Origin of the sequence: Streptomyces sp. NPDC091682, assembly GCF_044756625.1 — a bacterium.
Taxonomy (GTDB): Bacteria; Actinomycetota; Actinomycetes; order Streptomycetales; family Streptomycetaceae; genus Streptomyces.
On sequence record NZ_JBIVTH010000008.1, the window covers coordinates 58,611 to 74,688 of the forward strand.

The 16,078-nt window shown below is 73.6% G+C and carries 14 protein-coding genes; 7 read left to right on the top strand and 7 right to left on the bottom strand.

What is annotated here, in order from left to right:
• Positions 1-42: 42 nt before the first annotated feature.
• The 5 genes from ACIQK6_RS19725 to ACIQK6_RS19745 all read left to right on the top strand — a co-directional run bounded on the left by ACIQK6_RS19725 (position 43) and on the right by ACIQK6_RS19745 (position 6,142).
• Positions 43-1,425 (top strand): LCP family protein, encoded by a 1,383-nt coding sequence (locus tag ACIQK6_RS19725; protein ID WP_402695167.1) that lies wholly within the window; start codon positions 43-45, stop codon positions 1,423-1,425.
• A 157-nt stretch (positions 1,426-1,582) separates the two neighbouring features.
• Positions 1,583-3,670: a SpoIIE family protein phosphatase gene (locus ACIQK6_RS19730; protein ID WP_329095027.1), complete on the top strand. Its 2,088-nt coding sequence runs from the start codon at positions 1,583-1,585 to the stop codon at positions 3,668-3,670.
• Between the two features lie 116 nt (positions 3,671-3,786).
• Positions 3,787-5,151 carry a cytochrome P450 gene (locus ACIQK6_RS19735; protein ID WP_402695262.1) on the top strand — a complete coding sequence of 455 codons (1,365 nt, stop codon included), beginning with the start codon at positions 3,787-3,789 and terminating at the stop codon, positions 5,149-5,151.
• Positions 5,152-5,256: 105 nt separating this feature from the next.
• Positions 5,257-5,466, top strand: coding sequence for a hypothetical protein (locus ACIQK6_RS19740; RefSeq protein ID WP_329095031.1), 210 nt, complete (start codon positions 5,257-5,259; stop codon positions 5,464-5,466).
• Positions 5,453-6,142 (top strand): caspase family protein, encoded by a 690-nt coding sequence (locus ACIQK6_RS19745; RefSeq protein ID WP_402695168.1) that lies wholly within the window; start codon positions 5,453-5,455, stop codon positions 6,140-6,142. Before ACIQK6_RS19740 ends, ACIQK6_RS19745 begins: the two co-directional genes overlap by 14 nt.
• A gap of 1,051 nt (positions 6,143-7,193) precedes the next feature.
• Here the strand turns inward: ACIQK6_RS19745 and ACIQK6_RS19750 are convergent.
• The 3 genes from ACIQK6_RS19750 to ACIQK6_RS19760 all read right to left on the bottom strand — a co-directional run bounded on the left by ACIQK6_RS19750 (position 7,194) and on the right by ACIQK6_RS19760 (position 9,811).
• Positions 7,194-8,579: a pyridoxal-dependent decarboxylase gene (locus ACIQK6_RS19750; RefSeq protein ID WP_329095035.1), complete on the bottom strand. Its 1,386-nt coding sequence runs from the start codon at positions 8,577-8,579 to the stop codon at positions 7,194-7,196.
• 59 nt (positions 8,580-8,638) lie between these two features.
• Entirely contained in the window at positions 8,639-8,989 is a 351-nt protein-coding gene (locus ACIQK6_RS19755) for a hypothetical protein (RefSeq protein WP_329095038.1), read from the bottom strand.
• A 165-nt stretch (positions 8,990-9,154) separates the two neighbouring features.
• Entirely contained in the window at positions 9,155-9,811 is a 657-nt protein-coding gene (locus ACIQK6_RS19760) for a DUF4232 domain-containing protein (protein WP_329095040.1), read from the bottom strand.
• Positions 9,812-9,988: 177 nt separating this feature from the next.
• Here ACIQK6_RS19760 and ACIQK6_RS19765 point away from each other — a divergent pair, with 177 nt between their 5' ends.
• Positions 9,989-10,843 (top strand): hypothetical protein, encoded by an 855-nt coding sequence (locus tag ACIQK6_RS19765; RefSeq protein WP_402695169.1) that lies wholly within the window; start codon positions 9,989-9,991, stop codon positions 10,841-10,843.
• A 42-nt stretch (positions 10,844-10,885) separates the two neighbouring features.
• Here ACIQK6_RS19765 and ACIQK6_RS19770 read toward each other — a convergent pair whose 3' ends face one another.
• The 3 genes from ACIQK6_RS19770 to ACIQK6_RS19780 all read right to left on the bottom strand — a co-directional run bounded on the left by ACIQK6_RS19770 (position 10,886) and on the right by ACIQK6_RS19780 (position 12,824).
• Positions 10,886-11,119: a hypothetical protein gene (locus ACIQK6_RS19770; RefSeq protein ID WP_329095043.1), complete on the bottom strand. Its 234-nt coding sequence runs from the start codon at positions 11,117-11,119 to the stop codon at positions 10,886-10,888.
• 137 nt (positions 11,120-11,256) lie between these two features.
• On the bottom strand, positions 11,257-11,757 hold the full coding sequence (locus ACIQK6_RS19775; protein WP_402695170.1) for a hypothetical protein: 501 nt from the start codon (positions 11,755-11,757) through the stop codon (positions 11,257-11,259).
• A 65-nt stretch (positions 11,758-11,822) separates the two neighbouring features.
• Complete coding sequence (locus ACIQK6_RS19780) at positions 11,823-12,824, bottom strand: RNA ligase family protein (protein ID WP_402695171.1); 1,002 nt, start codon at positions 12,822-12,824, stop codon at positions 11,823-11,825.
• A 127-nt stretch (positions 12,825-12,951) separates the two neighbouring features.
• Here ACIQK6_RS19780 and ACIQK6_RS19785 point away from each other — a divergent pair, with 127 nt between their 5' ends.
• A complete protein-coding gene (locus ACIQK6_RS19785) occupies positions 12,952-13,269 on the top strand; it encodes an antibiotic biosynthesis monooxygenase family protein (protein ID WP_402695172.1) in 318 nt (105 codons plus the stop codon).
• A gap of 40 nt (positions 13,270-13,309) precedes the next feature.
• On the opposite strand, the gene ACIQK6_RS19790 is transcribed toward ACIQK6_RS19785, so the two are convergent.
• Positions 13,310-15,997 carry a SpoIIE family protein phosphatase gene (locus ACIQK6_RS19790; RefSeq protein WP_329095050.1) on the bottom strand — a complete coding sequence of 896 codons (2,688 nt, stop codon included), beginning with the start codon at positions 15,995-15,997 and terminating at the stop codon, positions 13,310-13,312.
• Positions 15,998-16,078 lie beyond the last annotated feature (81 nt).

Sequence of the window (16,078 nt, forward strand, 5' to 3'; positions counted from 1 at the left end):
ATTCCCCATTTCAGCCGGTTCGTTCTATTTTGGGGATGTGCCTTGCGTCGTACCGCTGTCGCTCTGACCCTGCTGACCGCACTCTCCTGCGGTTCCTTCGTGGGCCCCCAGGCCGTCTCGGCCGCGAGTGCGTCGGCAGGCGGAGGTGGCGGTGGCGGCCGGGGCACCAACATCCTGGTCGTCGGCATCGACAGCCGCGCCGGACTTTCCTCGGCCGAGAAGCGGCGGCTCCACGTGGGCGGCAAGGGCTGCAACTGCACCGACGTGATGATGCTCGTCCACCTGTCGCAGAACCGGCGGCGCGCGAGCATCGTCTCCATCCCGCGCGACTCCTACGTCGAGTACGCGGCCACCAGCACCACGGCCGCCGCCCCGGCCCGCAGCGGCAAGATCAACGGTGCGTTCGCGCTCGGCGGGGGCCCGCTCACCGTGGCCACCGTCGAGAAGGCCACCGGTCTGCACGTCGACCACTACTTGGAGACCGGCTTCACGGGCTTCGAGCAGACGGTCGACAACCTCGGCGGCGCCACCGTGTGCACGGACAAGCCGCTCAAGGACGAGAACTCGGGGCTCGACATCGGCGCCGGCCGCCACCTCGCCGACGGGAACCGGGCGCTGCGCTACGTCCGGGCCCGGCACGTCAACCTCCGGCCCGGCGACCTCGGCCGGGTCCGCCGCCAGCAGCGCGTGGTCAACGACCTGCTGGCCCGGCTCACCGCGGAGGGCGCCCTGGCCGGCCCGATCAGCACGGCGCGGACCGTGCGCACCCTGCTGAAGACCGTACGCACCGACGCCCGGACGGGCCTGGACGACCTGGTGCGCATCGGTTGGGCCCTCGGTCGCCTCAGGTCGGACCGGACGGAGTTCGCGACCGTACCCATCCGGCTGTTCGACCACCGCGTCCCCGGTGTGGGTTCCACCCTGGTGTGGGACGAGGCCCGTTCCGCCGCGCTCTGGGCCGCGCTCGGTGCGGACCGCCCGATCACCGGCGACACGCGGATCCAGCCCGTCGCGGAGAATCCGGCCCCCACCGATCCGGCCCGGATCGCCGTCCGGGTGGACGACGCCGAGGTCGCCGCCGCCCTGCGCGGCAACGGGTTCGTCGTCACCGACACCTCGGCGACCGCACCGCCCGAGCGCCCGGCGGGCCCGCCGCTCATCCGGTACGCCACCGGCCAGGAGGACAACGCGGCTACCGTGGCGGCCGCGCTGCCCGGCGCCCGTCTGCAGAGCGACGGTGACCTCGACGCGGTCGTCGAGGTCACCGTCGGCGCACGGCCCGTCCGGGTCAAGAGCGTCACCTTCGACCGCAACGTGGCCGACGGCGCCCCCGTGACCGCCGGTAGCCTCCGCTGCGCCGAAGCCCCGGCGTCGGCCGGGGCGGCCGGGCCGGGGAGCGCCGTGGAGCCATCCGGGCGACGATGAGAGATGTGGACCACGCACAGTCGCATGCCGCACCAGGTGAGTGGCCACAGGGGCGGACCGTGGCGCGGCCGCGGCGCCGGGCCGACAGTGGTGCACGCCGCCCCGGAGGGGCCGCCGCGGCGCGAGGCCGGGGCCGCCCCGGAGGAGCGGGTGCAGGATGCATGAGGAGATGCCGCTCGACGATCTGGTCAGCAGCGCCGCCCAGGACGCCGGAGGATGGCTGGGTGCCCTGCCGGTCGCACTCGTGGCCACCAGCAACGACGGGATGATCGTGCGCTGGAACCACGGCGCCCAGCAGCTCCTCGGCTACGCCCCGCCCGAGGTGCTGGGGCGACACATCTCCGATCTCCTGCATCCGGGAGCCGATCGCAGCCTGGGCCGGTCCCTGTGGGAGACGGCCGCCACCGGGCGCGGGGTGATGGGTACGGTCACCGCCTGGCACCGCCAGGGTCATCCGTTGGAGCTGGAGATCTGGGCCTGCCCCGTTCCGGACCGCCGCCACGGCGCCTCGGCCGTGCTGGTCTTCGCCGCGGACGCCCACGCGGCCCGCCGGATCCGAGGTTCGTCGGCCGTCTGGGACGGGCTGTTCGCCCGTTCTCCGGTCGGGATCGGGGTCCTCGACACGCAGCTGCGGTTCCTCCAGGTCAACCCGGCCCTCGAAGCGATGAACGGGCTCGCGGAGTCCGCCCATGTGGGGCGGCGGCTGGCCGAGTTGCTGCCGGAGGTGAACGCCGACGAGATGGAGGGGGCGATGCGCCAGGTCCTGGACACGGGTGAGCCGGTCCTCGACCGGCGCCGAATCGGCCGGACCCCCGCCGACCCGGACCACGACCACGTGTGGTCGTGCTCGTACGTGCGCGTGGAGGATCCCGGCGGCCGGCCGATCGGCGTCATCGCCTCGCTCCTCGACATCACCATGCAGCAGCGGGACCACACCGAGGCGGAGGCGGGCCGCCGCCGCCTCGCCCTGCTCAGCGAGGCGAGCTCCCGCATCGGCGCCAGCCTCGACCTGGAGCGCACGGCGCAGGAGCTCGCCGACCTCGCCGTCCCGCACCTCGCGAGCGCCGTCACGGTCGACGTCCTGGATTCCCTCGCCCGCGGCATCGAGCCCGGCACGGGACTGGCCGGGGGCGTCGCCCTGCGCCGGCTGGGCAAGGCGCCGCTGACCGGTTCCGGCGTCACGCAGACCTTGGCGCCCCTGGGGCGGACCCTCATCTTCCCCTCGAACGCCCCCTACACCCAAGCCCTCGCGGCCCGTCAGCCGTTCCTGATCGCCCAGCTCGACGACCGGGCCGTCGCCCCCGCGGCCCGACACACCCCCAAGCCGGCCCAGCTCCTCGAGCTGGGCGTGCACTCGTTCATGATGACCCCGCTCATCGCCCGCGACATGGTCCTCGGCGTCGCCACCTTCTACCGCACCGGACACACCGGCCCCTTCGGGTCCGACGACGTCACCCTCGCCAGTGAGCTGTCGGCCCGCGCGGCCATCAGCATCGACAACGCGCGGCTCTACCACCACGAGCACGAGACCGCGGTGGTCCTGCAGCGGAGCATGCTCCCCCAGCACGTCACCCCGCCGCCCGGCATCGAGATCGCCCACCGCTACCTGCCGGCCAGCGACGTCAACGAGGTGGGCGGTGACTGGTACGACGTCCTGCCCCTCAGCGGGGGCCGGGCCGCGCTCCTCATCGGCGACGTCATGGGCCACGGCATCGCTGCCGCCGCCGTGATGGGACGGCTCTCCGCGACCGTCCGCGCCCTCGGCCGCCTCGACATGCCTCCCACGGCCCTGCTGCACCAGCTCGAAGCCGCCCTCGCCGACCTGTCCGACCCGATGCTCGCGACCTTCCTCTACGTGGTCTGCGACCCAGCCACCGGCCACTGCACGGTCACCCGCGCCGGCCACCCGCCCCCGGCCGTGGTCCAGCCCGACGGAACCGTCTACCTCGTCAAGACCCCGCCGGGCGTCCCGCTGGGCGTCGGCGGCATCTCCTTCACCACCACCGACATCGCCCTTCCTCCCGGCAGCACCCTGGTCCTCTTCACCGACGGCCTCATCGAGGCGCGCCGCCGTGACATCGACGAACGCCTGGCCGAACTCACCGGCCTGCTCGCCGCACCCCAGCAGTCCCTCGACCACCTGTGCGACTCCCTCATCGCCCATCTGGTGCCCGCCTCGGCCGACGACGACATCGCCCTCCTCGCGGCCCGCATCGGCGGGCCCGCCCCCCAGCCACTCGGGTGATTCGGGCCATCGGCCCTCCGCCGCTGTCACCGCACACGCCCGTCCCCGTACAGTCCGTGATGCCGACGCACCCTCGGGCGCCGTCCCGACAGCCGGACAGGAGAAGAGCCGTGGCCATCGACGCCAGTAGTGGACCGCCTCTCGCGCAGCGGTCCGGAACCGGGCGACCGCTCCCCGAGGCCGACGCGGGCTGTGTGGAGCGGTGGCGCACCCACACGGGTGAACTGGTCGACCTGCTGGGGCTGGTGCGGGAACGGCTCGGCGGAGTCGCCGCGTTCCGTCTCGGGCCGCAGCCCACCGTCCTGGTCACCGGGCCCGAGGCCGTGCAGCACGTCCTCGCGCTGCACCCCGACCAGTACGTCAAGCGCTCCCACCGGGCCCGCCTGCTCATCGGCGACGGGGTGCTCGCCGCGACCGGCGAGGCTTGGAAGCGCCAACGGAAACTGCTGCAGTCGCAGTTCACCGGGAAGGGGATGCGCCGCTACGAGGAGCGGATCGACGGGGCGGCCCGGACCACGGCCGGCCGGTGGGCCGACCACGCGCGCACCGGGCGGACCTTCGACCTCGGCGAGGAAATGCGTCGCTTCGCCCTGGACACGATCTGGCGGGCGCTCACCGGGCACCCGCTCGACGACACCACGGCGCACGAACTGACGTCAGTGGCCACCGTGGTGGCCGCGCTGCCGAGCCTGCCGGCCGACCGGGTGGACGCCCGGGACGCCGTCGCCGACGACCTGGCCAGGATCGACGAGGTGGCCCGGCGAACGGTGGCCGCGGCCCGGAACGGCGCCCCGGGGCCCGACGGGCCGGGGCTGCTCCAGGTGCTGGTCGACGCATCGGCCGAGCGCCCCGAGTACACCGACCGGCTGGTGCGCGACGAGCTCGTCACCCTGCTGGTGGCCGGCCACGAAACCACCGCTACCACGCTGACCTGGCTGTACCTGCTCCTCGACCGCCATCCCGCGGCCCGCGGGTGGGCCCTCGCAGCCGGCCTCGAGGGCTCGGCGGAGCGGCGCGAGGCGATCCAGGCACTGGTCAGCGAGACCCTCCGGCTCTACCCGTCCGCGTGGATCCTGCCCCGGCACGCCGCCGAGGACGACGTCCTGGCGGGCTACCGCGTCGAGGCGGGCACGGACCTGCTGGTCTGCCCCTACCTCACCCACCGGGATCCCGAACTGTGGCCGGATCCCGAGCACTTCGACCCCCGGCGCTTCACCGTTCCCGGCGCCCGTCCCTCCCGGCCCGGCGCCTACCTGCCGTTCGGCATCGGCCCCCGTGCCTGCCTCGGCCAGCAGTTCGCCCTGCGGGAGTCGGTCGCCCTGCTCGAACTCCTGCTGCCCGCCCACGCGCCGGTCTTCCGGTCCGTCCCCACGGGAGCGGCGTACAGCATCACCGTCCGCCCCGACGGCCCGACTCCTGTCACCCTCGGCGACGGTGGGACCGGACCGCGCATTGACCAAGATCCGCACCGAGTAGGGTGAGGGCGGCCCGTGCCGTTGTCGGCACGGGCAGTTTGGACGTGCCGGGGAGCGGGGGAACCAGGGGATCAATCTCGCGGTCTCGTCCGGTTCTCCGCCACCGCGCTGGTGTACGCGCACCGGACGTTCCGCGCCTCGCTGCCGCCCCGGCTGCGCTCGGACGCGCGGCTGGTGGTCGAGTACGACGGTGTCCGTGTCGTCATCGAGGACGGTACGGCGCAGGACGCGGCCCGCGTCGCCCGCGCCCTGGCGGGCGGACAGGCCGACCCGGTTCCCTCGCCCGACGCGCCGCAGGAATCCCCCGGTGCCGGTTCCTGACCCGACCGCCAGCCGGGCCGTACTGATCGGGGTCGACGGCTACGCCCACCCGGACCTGGAGCCGCTGCCCGCGGCCGCCGCGGGGGCACGACGCTTCGCCGAGCTGCTGCGGGACCCGTCGGTCTGGGGCCTGCCCGCCGCGCACGTGACGCTGCTGGGGACGGACGCCTCCGTCTCCCGGATACTGGGCGCGGTGCGGGACGCCGCCCTGGAGGCCACGGAGACGCTCCTCGTCTACTTCGCCGGCCACGGGCTGCGCGACCGCGACGAGAAGCTGTACTTGGCACTGGCCGAGGCGGATGCGGACCACCCGCAGATCGGGACGCTGCAGTACCGGACGTTGCGCGACGTGGTGCGGCAGGCCGGGTACCGGGCACGGCACCGGGTGACGGTGTTGGACTGCTGTTACAGGGGCCTGGCGGGGGCGACGTCCGGCGCAGGATGTCCCGGCGCGGCAGCACCGAACCACAGCAGTTCGCCCAGAACGCCGTCGCCACCCGGATCCGTCTGCGCAACCGGGCGGCCGGACCGGCCACCGCGGTGCCGCTGCCCTTCGAGAACGGGCCGCTGGCCGTCGTCGACGCCGAGGGCGGCACGGTACGTGCCCACTGCGCCGGCGGCCGCGTGCTGCACTCCCCGGCAACGACGCTCGACGAGCTCCTGGAATGGACGCTGACCCGGGCGGGGCTCGGCGCGCCTCGGCTGCACCGCCACGGCAGGGAGGCCGATCCGCTGCTCGCCCTCACCCGGGCCGGCGCCGAACGGTTCGGGCTCCCGCGCAGTTCCGGCGGCGGCTCCCGGGAGGCCCTTCCGGAGGGCCACGGGGTCCTGGCCCGGCTTCGGCGGGCGGGCTGGCAGCCGACCCGGACCGGCTTCGGCCCCTGGGCCCGGCTGTACCGCCCCGCCGAGCGCGACATCACCCCGCACGGCCCTCCGGGGACCACGGGGCTGTCCATGATGACCGCGCTGCGCTCACCGAACCGTTCGGTGAGGGACAAACGGACCGGGGCGTGGGTGTCCGCTCCCAACCCCGCGGCCCTCACGGATGCGGTGGACTGCGCGCCGTGCGAGGCCCCGGACGGGCACCCCGTGCTCGCGGGTCTGTACCCGCCCTTCCACCGGCGCACCCCTGCCCAGGTGCTGATGGAGGAGGCGCGCTCCTGGTCGCGTCCGCCGACCGACGCCGAGCCCCGCGCGTCCCACGTGGTCGGCATCGGGGTGAACCTGGCACCGGCTGCGGCGGCGAGTCGGCTCAGCCTCGGGCTCGACGCCCCCGTGAACGTCGAACGGCCGGACTTCGACAAGTCACTTCCCGGCAGTTGGCTCGTGGACCTGTCCCGCACCGCACTCGGCGGGCGCCTGCCCTCCCCGTTCACACCGCACGGGCGGCCCCCGACGGGCCCGGCCTGGTACACCACCCCGACCCTCGCCTACGCGGTGGAACTGGGCCTCGCGGTCCGCCCCCTGGCGGCGTACGTCCGTACCAGGAGCGCCCCTTACCTCGACGCCTGGTACGAGCGGCTCCGGGACGCCTACGTCTCCACCGTGGCCGACCTCGACACGGGCCCCGGCCTCACCGAAAAGGAGTTCCTGGACGCCACGGCCAGCCGGCACCGGACCGATCCGGGGGCGGCGGCCGTGCTCGGCGCGATCGAGGCGACCGCCGAAGGTGGTCAACGTCGCACGCGACATCGCGACCGGCAGGGGCGAGGAGCCGTGACCCGTCCTCATGTCCCGTCGGACGCGCGGCGGATCGCGTCGAGCGTGCGCGTGACGTCCTCCTCGGTCGTCGACCAGTTGCTCACCGAGATGCGCATGACGCGGCGGCCGTGCCAGGTGGAGCCGCTGATCCAGGCCGCGCCCTCGTCGAGGAGTCGGGCCAGTACCCGGTCGGTGCGTTCGTCGTCGCCGAACTCGGCGCAGACCTGGGTGAAGACCACGTCGTTGAGGACGGTCGCACCCTCGATCGCGGAGATGCCGGTGGCGAAGGCGCGGGCGTGCCGGCACAGCCGGTCGACGAGGTCGACCACTCCCGAGCGGCCGAGGGATCTGAGGACGGCCCATACGGTGAAGGCGCGTCCGCGGCGGGAGAGTTCGGGGACCTTGTCGACGGGGTCGCCGTGTTCGTGCTGGATGAGGTAGTCGCCGCGCTCGCCCATCGCCGACCGGAGGGCGGAGGGGTCACGGACGACGGCGAGGCCGCAGTCGTAGGGGACGTTCAGGGTCTTGTGGGCGTCCGTGGCCCAGGAGTCCGCCTGTGCGCAGCCGTCGGTGAGGTGTGCGTGGGCCGGGGAGGCGGCCGCCCACAGGCCGAAGGCGCCGTCCACGTGCACCCACGCGTCGGCCTCGCGAGCGGCTCGGATCGTCTCGGCGAAGGGGTCGAAGGCGCCGGAGTGGATGTCGCCGGCTTGGAGGATCACGAGGGTGGGGCGGGGACCGGGGGCGACACCGGGACCGCGGGCCAGCAGGGCGCGGCGCAGGGCCTCGGGGTCGATGCGTCCTTGCTCGTCGGCCTCGACGAGCTCGGGCCGGCCGAGCCCGAGGTAGCGCAGGGCCAGGTCGATGGACATGTGGCGGTCCCGGCCCGCGACCACGCGCACGGGCGGCCCGCCGACGAGTCCGTCGTGGGCCACGTTCCAGCCGGTGCGCCGCAGCACCGTGTCGCGCCCGGCGGCGAGGCAGGTGAAGTTCGCCATGGTGGCGCCCGTGGTGAAGCCGACGGCGCTGTCGGGTGGGAGACCGAGCAGGTCGAGCAGCCAGGCGCCGGCGATCTCCTCCGCCGCCGTGTACGCGGGCGAGACCGCGCGCATCACGCAGTTCTGGTCCCAGGCGCTGACCAACCAGTCCGCCGCGAGAGCGGCCGGCTCGGTACCGCCGATCACGAACCCGTAGAAGCGGCCGCTGGGGAAGGCGGTGAGCCCCGGCTCACAGGCCGTGGCCAGGAGGTCGACGACATCGGCGGGCGCGCTGGGCGCGTCGGGCAGCTCGGCGCCGAGCGCGCGCACGATCTCGTCGACCGAGGCGCGGGCGGGAACCGGGCGGTCGGACAGACTGGACAGCCAGCGGACGGCGTGGCCGTGCGCCTGTCGGAGCGCCGCCTCGCGCTCATCCATACCTTGGACTATGGAACAGGGCCCGCCCGCCCGCAAGCGGCGGGCAGGAGGGCGCAGGGTCAGTGGATGACGCTGAAGCTGCGCCAGGGCAGGCTCACGGGGGCCGTGACGTTCGAGAGGGTGGTGGCCACGTAGATCCCGTCGGCCTTGTCGGTCTTCTGGCAGTCCGGTGTCCGGTACAGGACGATGTCGACGAGGGTGTTGTTCTCGACGTGCGTGGCCCCCTTCGGGATGCCGATCTTGTGGCAGCCGACGACCAGCGTGTTGGAGTAGCTCAGCTCGACCGGCGAGTCGTGTCCGCGGAAGGTCAGCACGCCGACGGTGCTCCGGCCCAGGCCCGAGCAGGCGCTGGCCGTCAACAGCAGTGCTGCGACGCCCACGATGGTGCTGATACGTCGGCTGTGGGACATGGGCTCGGTCCTCGTCTGTGCGGTGGTGACGGTCCTTGTCCACAGCCTGACCCGGCGGGGCGCGGCCGGCCTGCGTTGCTCGGCCGACTGGATGAGGGCGGACCTGCGGTGAACGTGCGGCGGACCGTCACCCCGCGCCGGCGGGCCGGCGGGCCGGCCACAGCACTAGAGGCTCAGCGCGTCCTCCGCGTTGTTCATCCAGGCGGTCACGGAGTTCTTGTCGGGCGAGACGTACAGGCCGGGGGTGGACGCCTTCAGCGGCGTCTGCTTCAGGTCGGACTCGGTGCTCATCGTCAGCGCGATGGAGTTGACGGTCTTGCCCTTGCCGTCCTTCGCGCCGCCCATGAGCCCGGCGTAGGCCGACTGGCCCGGTTCCAGCCGGAGCGCGTCCTCGATGCCGGGGGCCGCGCCCCGTTCCGTGGCCTGGCCGTCCAGGTCGCCGAAGGTGACGACCGGGTGCCCGAGCGCCCTGCACGCCGTGGTCCCCTTGTTGGTGATCTTCAGCAGGTAGCTGCTGGTCGTGGGCTCGGCCAGGGTCGCGGTGAACGTCACGTCGAACGTGCTGCACGGGAAGACGTCGAAGTCGGGGTCGGTCGAGCCCGACTTCGGCGGCTTCGACGGCGTCGCGGTCTTCTTCGGCGCCGCGGACTTCGACGGACTCGCGCTCGGGACGGCGGTCGCGCTCCCGCTGGGGCCGGCCGTCGGGCTCGCGCTCGGCGTCCCGGACCCGCCCGCCGCGCCGTCCTCGGTGGGGCCACAGGCCGTCAGGGCCAGTGCGGATACGGCGGCGAGGGCGATGGCGGCCTTGCGTACGGTGCTCATGATGGTGGACCCCCTGGGGAATGCGCGGAACGCGCCGGGCTGGGCCGGTCTCTGGCTGAGCACCAGCGTCCCGTAGAAGCTTCACAGCTTGGTGACGGCGCGTCGTCGGATCGACCACGGTTGCGGCCGGGGCCGGTCCGTGCCGTGCCGTGCCGTGCCGCCCTTAGCATCTGGGTCATGGGGATATCGCAGGAGAACGGCCGGTCCGGCGCGTGGCGGGTCACGGTGCGGGCGCGGGGGCGCGGGGCCGGTCTACCGCCGGGTGGCCCCTCCCGTCCTGCGGGTCGGCCGCTCGCCCGACGGCAGGACCTGCGGATCCACGGCACGCCCGGGAAGATCAGCTGTATCGACGGCTCGGGCCGCACCCGCTGGACCGCGTCCTGCTCCGGCGTGCCCAACGCCGCCCACATCTCCGGCGGCCGGGTCCTGGTCACGACGGACTCCCTCGCGTACACGGCCTGGGGCAACCTCGGCCCGGCCGTGCTGCTCGACCTCGCGGACGGCAGCCGGGTCGCCGAACTGCGGGGAGCACGCGGCGCGGCCCTGGGCGGCGGCCGGTTCGTACTCGGCCTGGAGGGCTACGACGCCTTCGACACCTGGGCGTACGACCGCGACGGCACCCTGTACGACTCCTGGCGCAGCTACGGGCACTACGTCGTCGGGACCGGCATCCGCGTCGTCGAGACCGACCGCAACATCCCCACCAGCAGCCGGGTGGTCCGGCTGCTGCCCGGTGGCACCGTGGAACGCGGGCCGTCGCTCTGCGACCCGCAGACCCCGGAGCCGCTCGTCCTCACGGACGGCACCGTCCTGGTCCTCGACGCCGGAGTGTTGCGCGCCGTCGGCCGCCGGCTGGAGGACACGGTCCTCGCCGAGCTGCAGGCCATCGATCCCGAGGAAGCGTGGCGCTACCACGGCTCGCTCCACCGCGCCGGCGACGACATCACGGCGACCATCACCGAACAGCATCCCGACCAGCCCGGCAAGTACGGCTACCGGACCTGGACGCTCACCCTCCATCAGGGCGGATGAGCCCGAGCGCACCCGGTACCGCGGGGGCGGCCGGGTGGGCCGTCAGTTCGCCACCACGGTCAGTACGGCCGAGACGACCGTGACCGCGGACGCGGCGACCATCCAGTTCCGGGCCCGGCCCGCCAGCACCGGGATCCCGTCAGGGTCCGCGTCGGCGTCGGCCTCCTCCGATTCCTCTCCCGGCCTCCGCAGGCGCGGACACGACCGGCAGGCCGGATCGTGGACCAGTGTGTCGAGCCAGACGACACCGTCGAGTGGCGCCCGAGCGAACAGCATCCCGTCAGATTCCATAACCGGACAACGCCATGATCCGCATCAGGCCACTGCCGGCGGCCGGACCGAGGCCCAACCGTTGCCGACCAGCCGATCACACAATGAGTTGAGCACACCGGAGGGCCGCGGTGCGCGCCGGGTCAGCGGCCGCGGCGGTGGTCGTAGATGGTGAGGCAGAGCGCCTTCATGGCGGTCTCCGCCCGCCCCGGGTCCGCGCCGTGGTCGATGGCTTCGAGGGCGGCGGCCGCGGAGTTCCGCACCGGGTACGGCAGGCCCTCGTAGGCGGAGATGCGGTAGGCCATCGTGCGGCGGGCCTCCCGCTCGGCCTCGCTCACCCCGTCGGGGGTGAGCGGAAAGACGGCGGCCTGGTAGGTCGCGATGCAGACGAGCGCGGCGTCGGCGAGGCCCTCGGCGTAGCCGTCGGCCGGGGCGTCCCGGTCCTCGGGCTGGAAGAGGGCGAGGACCTGCCGGCGGGAGAAGAACGATCCCAGCCCGGCGCCGAGACCGGCCACGACCGCGAAGACCACGGCCATCAGCCGGCCGGACAGGAGCAGGCCGAGGCAGGCTCCGGCGACCGCGCCGCACGTCACCAACACGAAGGTGATCATCAGGTGGATGCGCGCGCCGAGCTGGGGCTTCATGGCAGCAGTATGCACAGTGCCGCCTGCGCCGGAGGAATCCGGCGACCGTCCCCGCTCCGCTGGTGTCAGGCGCGGCGGTCGGCGGCGTCGAAGCGGGCCAGGGTCAGCGCTCCCGCGTGCAGGGATTCCTCCAGTGCGCGGTGCGTCGTCCCGTCCAGGCCGCCCAGCGCCTGCGCCACCTCCTCGGTGGCGTCCCGGGCGATCTCGGCGGCCAGGTCGCCCGGCGGGGTGCGCGGGCCCAACTTGCTCACGGCTGAAGCGGCCCGGGCCGGGGTGAGCAGGCCGGTGCCGTGGGCGAGCAGCCAGCCGGGAACTCCTGCCGCACCTTCGGCGGGCGCCCGGTAGGGGCGCGAGCCGTCGAACCGCTCGTCCTCGGCGAAGGCTGGCTGCTTGAACTTGGCCATGGGCCGCCCGGGCTCGCGGGATCCGTCGGCGGGTTTGACGACGAGGCCCTCGGCGAGGTTGTCGGGCAGCGCGGGCAGACCCAGCAGTGCGGGCAGCCGGGTGGGGAAGACCGCCGGCAGCTCCTGGAGGCGCCCGAGCGGGCCTTCGGCGAGCAACGGGACGCAGAGCAGACCCGCCTCGTCGGCCGCCGCGCGCAGCGTCCGGTCCCCGACCCAGTACGGGCCGTCGTCGTCGGTGACGGTGGCGTCGAAGGGGAGCCAGAGGAGTTCGGGCGCGTACCAGACGCCGGTCTGGACGGGCTCCGCCGCCGGCGTGGCGGTTACGTCGGGGTGGGGGTATCGGCCGCCGGCGAGTTCGCCGTAGACGGTGACGACCGCGGAGGCCGGGGCTCCGGTGTCCTCGCGCAGGCGCTGCGCGCAGCGGGTCGCGGCGACCGCCAGCGCGGGCCAGATCCGACCGACCCCGAAGAAGTCGTCCAGCCCGCCGTCCGCCAGGAGTTCGCGCCGCTTGGCGGGGTGCGCGCCCGACGCGTCGCACACGACGGCGAAGTTGGCGCCGTGGATCTTCTCGTGGGCCACCCAGTTCCGCCCGCGGGCCTCTCCCAGTCGGGTGTTCGCGGGGATCTTCGGATACGGGGTCCAGGGGCGGGGTTCGGGGTGCACCAGGTGATGGTAGCGAGCGCGTCCGCGGAGGTCCCCGGGTTTGTCCTGCGCATGCTCGGCGGGGTCTGCGGGACTCCCCTTAGGGTGGCGGAGAAGATCCACATCCTGATGCGGGAGGTATCCAGTCGTGTTCGCCGTGATCTACCGGTGGCGGCTCCGGCCGGGCATGGAGCAGCAGTTCACCGACGGCTGGCACCGGCTGACCGCGGCCATCCGCGCGCAGTGCGGCAGTTACGGGTCCCGGCTGCACCGGGCGGACGACGGTACCTGGGTGGCGTATGCCCGCTGGCCCGACGAGGAGGCGCGCGCACGCTGTGCGGCGGCCGACCCGCAAGGGGTCGCGATGATGGTGGGGGCGATCGCGGAGCGTCTGCCGGAGACCCGGATGCAGATCGTCGACGACATGCTCGCGGAACCCGGCGGCGTCCCGGGCACGGCGCCCTGACCGGGCGCCGGACGCGGTCGTGGAGCACGTGCTCGTGACGTCAGATCGGGTCCGCGTCCAGGAAGGCCGCGAGGGCGGCCTCGGTGCCCCCCGCGGCGCCCGGCAGGGCCAGCTCCGCCCAGATGACCTTGCCCTCGGGCGTGTACCGGGTGCCCCAGTGTTCGCTGAGCTGCGCGACCAGGAACAGGCCGCGTCCGCCCTCGTCCGTGGTGGCGGCGTAGCGCAGGTGGGGGGCGGTACTGCTGCCGTCCCACACCTCGCAGGTCAGGTTGTGGTCGTGGAGCAGGCGTACCCGTACGGGTGCGCTGCCGTGCCGCAGGGCGTTGGTGATCAGCTCGCTGAGGATCAGTTCCGTGGCGAAGCCGAGGTCCGTGAGGCCCCACTCGTCGAGTTTCTTCGCCGCGGCGTTGCGCATGGCGCCCACGGCGCTCGGCTGGAACGGTACCTCCCACTGGGCGACCCGGTCCGGGCCGAGCGTCCGGGTCCGGGCGATGAGCAGGGCCACGTCGTCGGTGGGCCGGGGCGGCAGCAGCATGTCGAGCACGGCCCGGCAGCTCTCGTGCGGGTCCCGGTCGGGGTGGCTGAGGGCCGCGCGCAGCAGTTCGAGTCCCTCGCTGATGTCCCGGGTCCGTTCCTCGATCAGCCCGTCCGTGTAGAGGACGAGCTGGCTGCCTTCCGCGAGGTCCAGCTCCGCGGTTTCGAAGGGCATGCCGCCCAGCCCCAGTGGGGGTCCGGCCGGCAGCTCCACGATCTCCGTCGTGCCGTCGGGGGCGACCACCAGGGGTGGCAGGTGGCCGGCCCGCGCCATCGTGCAGCGCTGGGACACGGGGTCGTAGACGGCGTACAGGCAGGTCGCGCCCAGTACGCCGCCGTTCACGTCGTCACCCTCCCCGTCGTGGTCGATGCGCTGTACGAGGTCGTCCAGGCGGGCCAGGATCTCGTCGGGCGGCAGGTCGAGGGAGGAGAAGTTGTGCACGGCCGTGCGCAGGCGCCCCATGGTGGCGGCGGCGTGCAGGCCGTGCCCGACGACGTCGCCGACGACCAGCGCGACGCGGCAGCCGGCGAGGGGGATCACGTCGAACCAGTCGCCGCCGACCCCGGACTGTGCGGGCAGGTAGAAGTGCGCCACGTCCATGGCGCTCTGCTCGGGCAGGGCGCGCGGCAGCAGGCTGCGCTGGAGGGTCACGGCGAGGGCGTGTTCCCGGGTGTAGCGGCGGGCGTTGTCCATGCTGACCGCGGCGCGGGCGACGAGTTCCTCGGCCAGGGACAGCTCGTCCTCGTCGAAGGGCTCCTGCTTCTCCGACCGCCAGAAGTTGACCACGCCGAGTACGGCGCCCCGGGCCATGAGCGGGGCCGCGATGAGGGAGTGGATGCCGTAGTCCACGATGGCCTGGGCGCGCGGCGGATCCTGTGCCTGCCAGCCCGGCGCGTCGGCCAGGTGGGGCACCAGCTCGGCCCGGCCGGTGCCGTAGCCGCGCGCCTGGGGGGTGGAGGGCAGGAAGTCGATCAGCCTGCCGACCGGGTAGAGGGGATGGTCGGAGCGGATGCCGTAGACCGCGGTGCGCCGCATGTCGGAGCCGGCGCGGGGCTCCTCGCCGTCGATGACCTGGTCCGCCAGGTCGACGGTGACGAAGTCCGCGAAGCGGGGGACGGCCACGGCGGCGAGTTCCTCGGCCGTGCGCACCACGTCCAGGCTGGTGCCGATGTCGCCGCCCGCGTCGTACAGCAGTTTGAGGCGCCTGCGGGCCGTCTCCGCCCGACTGGTCAGGACCTGCATCTCGGTGGAGTCGCGGATGGTGATGGCGGCGCCTTCCGGGCGGCCGCGGGGGTGGGTGGGCCGCTGGTTGACGACGAGCAGCCGGTCCCCGCTCTCCAGGACCTCGTCGGTGGCCTCGCGGCCGGAGAGCAGCAGGTCGGACATCCGGCGGTCCAGGCCCGGCACGTCGGCGATGAGGCGTCCGTCGGCGTCCTCCGGGAGTCCGAGCAGGCGTTTGGCCTCGTCGTTCGCGAGCAGGAGCCGGCCCTCGCCGTCAGTGATCAGCACCCCTTCGCGCACGGCGTGGAGCACCGCGTCGTGGTGCTCGTACATGCGGGTCATCTCCTGCGTGCCGAGCCCGTGGGTCTGGCGGCGCAGGCGTCTGCTGATGAGCGCGGTCCCCACGGTGGCCAGGGCCAGGCCGGTGGCGATGGCCAGGAGGATGACCGGGAGCTGACGGTCGACGACGCCGGTGACGTTCTTGACCGTGAGGCCCGCCGAGACCAGCGCGTTGACCTTGCCGTCGGGGCCGGTGACCGGCACCACCGCCTGGATCTCCTTGCCGAGCGGGCCGTCGACGCTCTCGGTGTGGACCTGGCCCTTCAGCGAGGGCTCGATGGTGCCGACGAATCGTTTCCCGATGCGGTCCGGCTGGGGATGGCTGTACCGGATGCCGTTGGTGTCCATCACCACGATGAAGTCCACCCCGGCGGCCTTGCGCGTGGTCTCGGCGAGGGGTTGGAGCGTCTTGGACGGGTCGGACGTCTTCAGGGTGTCCTGGAGGCCCAGGGAGTGGGCGAAGGTCTGGGCCACGGACACCGACCGGTTGCGCGCCTCGCGTTCGGTGTCGTGCCTCGACTGGAGGACCAGGGCCAGCAGGGCCCCGGCCGCGAGCAACACCACGATCGCCACCTGGAGGACGAATACCTGTCCGGCGACGCTCTTGTTCCGGTTGCCTAGAGGTGACCGCACCGACGTGCCCGGCACGGGTGGCGAGGAATGGTCACGAACCCAGTTGTAGCACTTCCGGGCGTCCGCGGCCCCCGACATGCA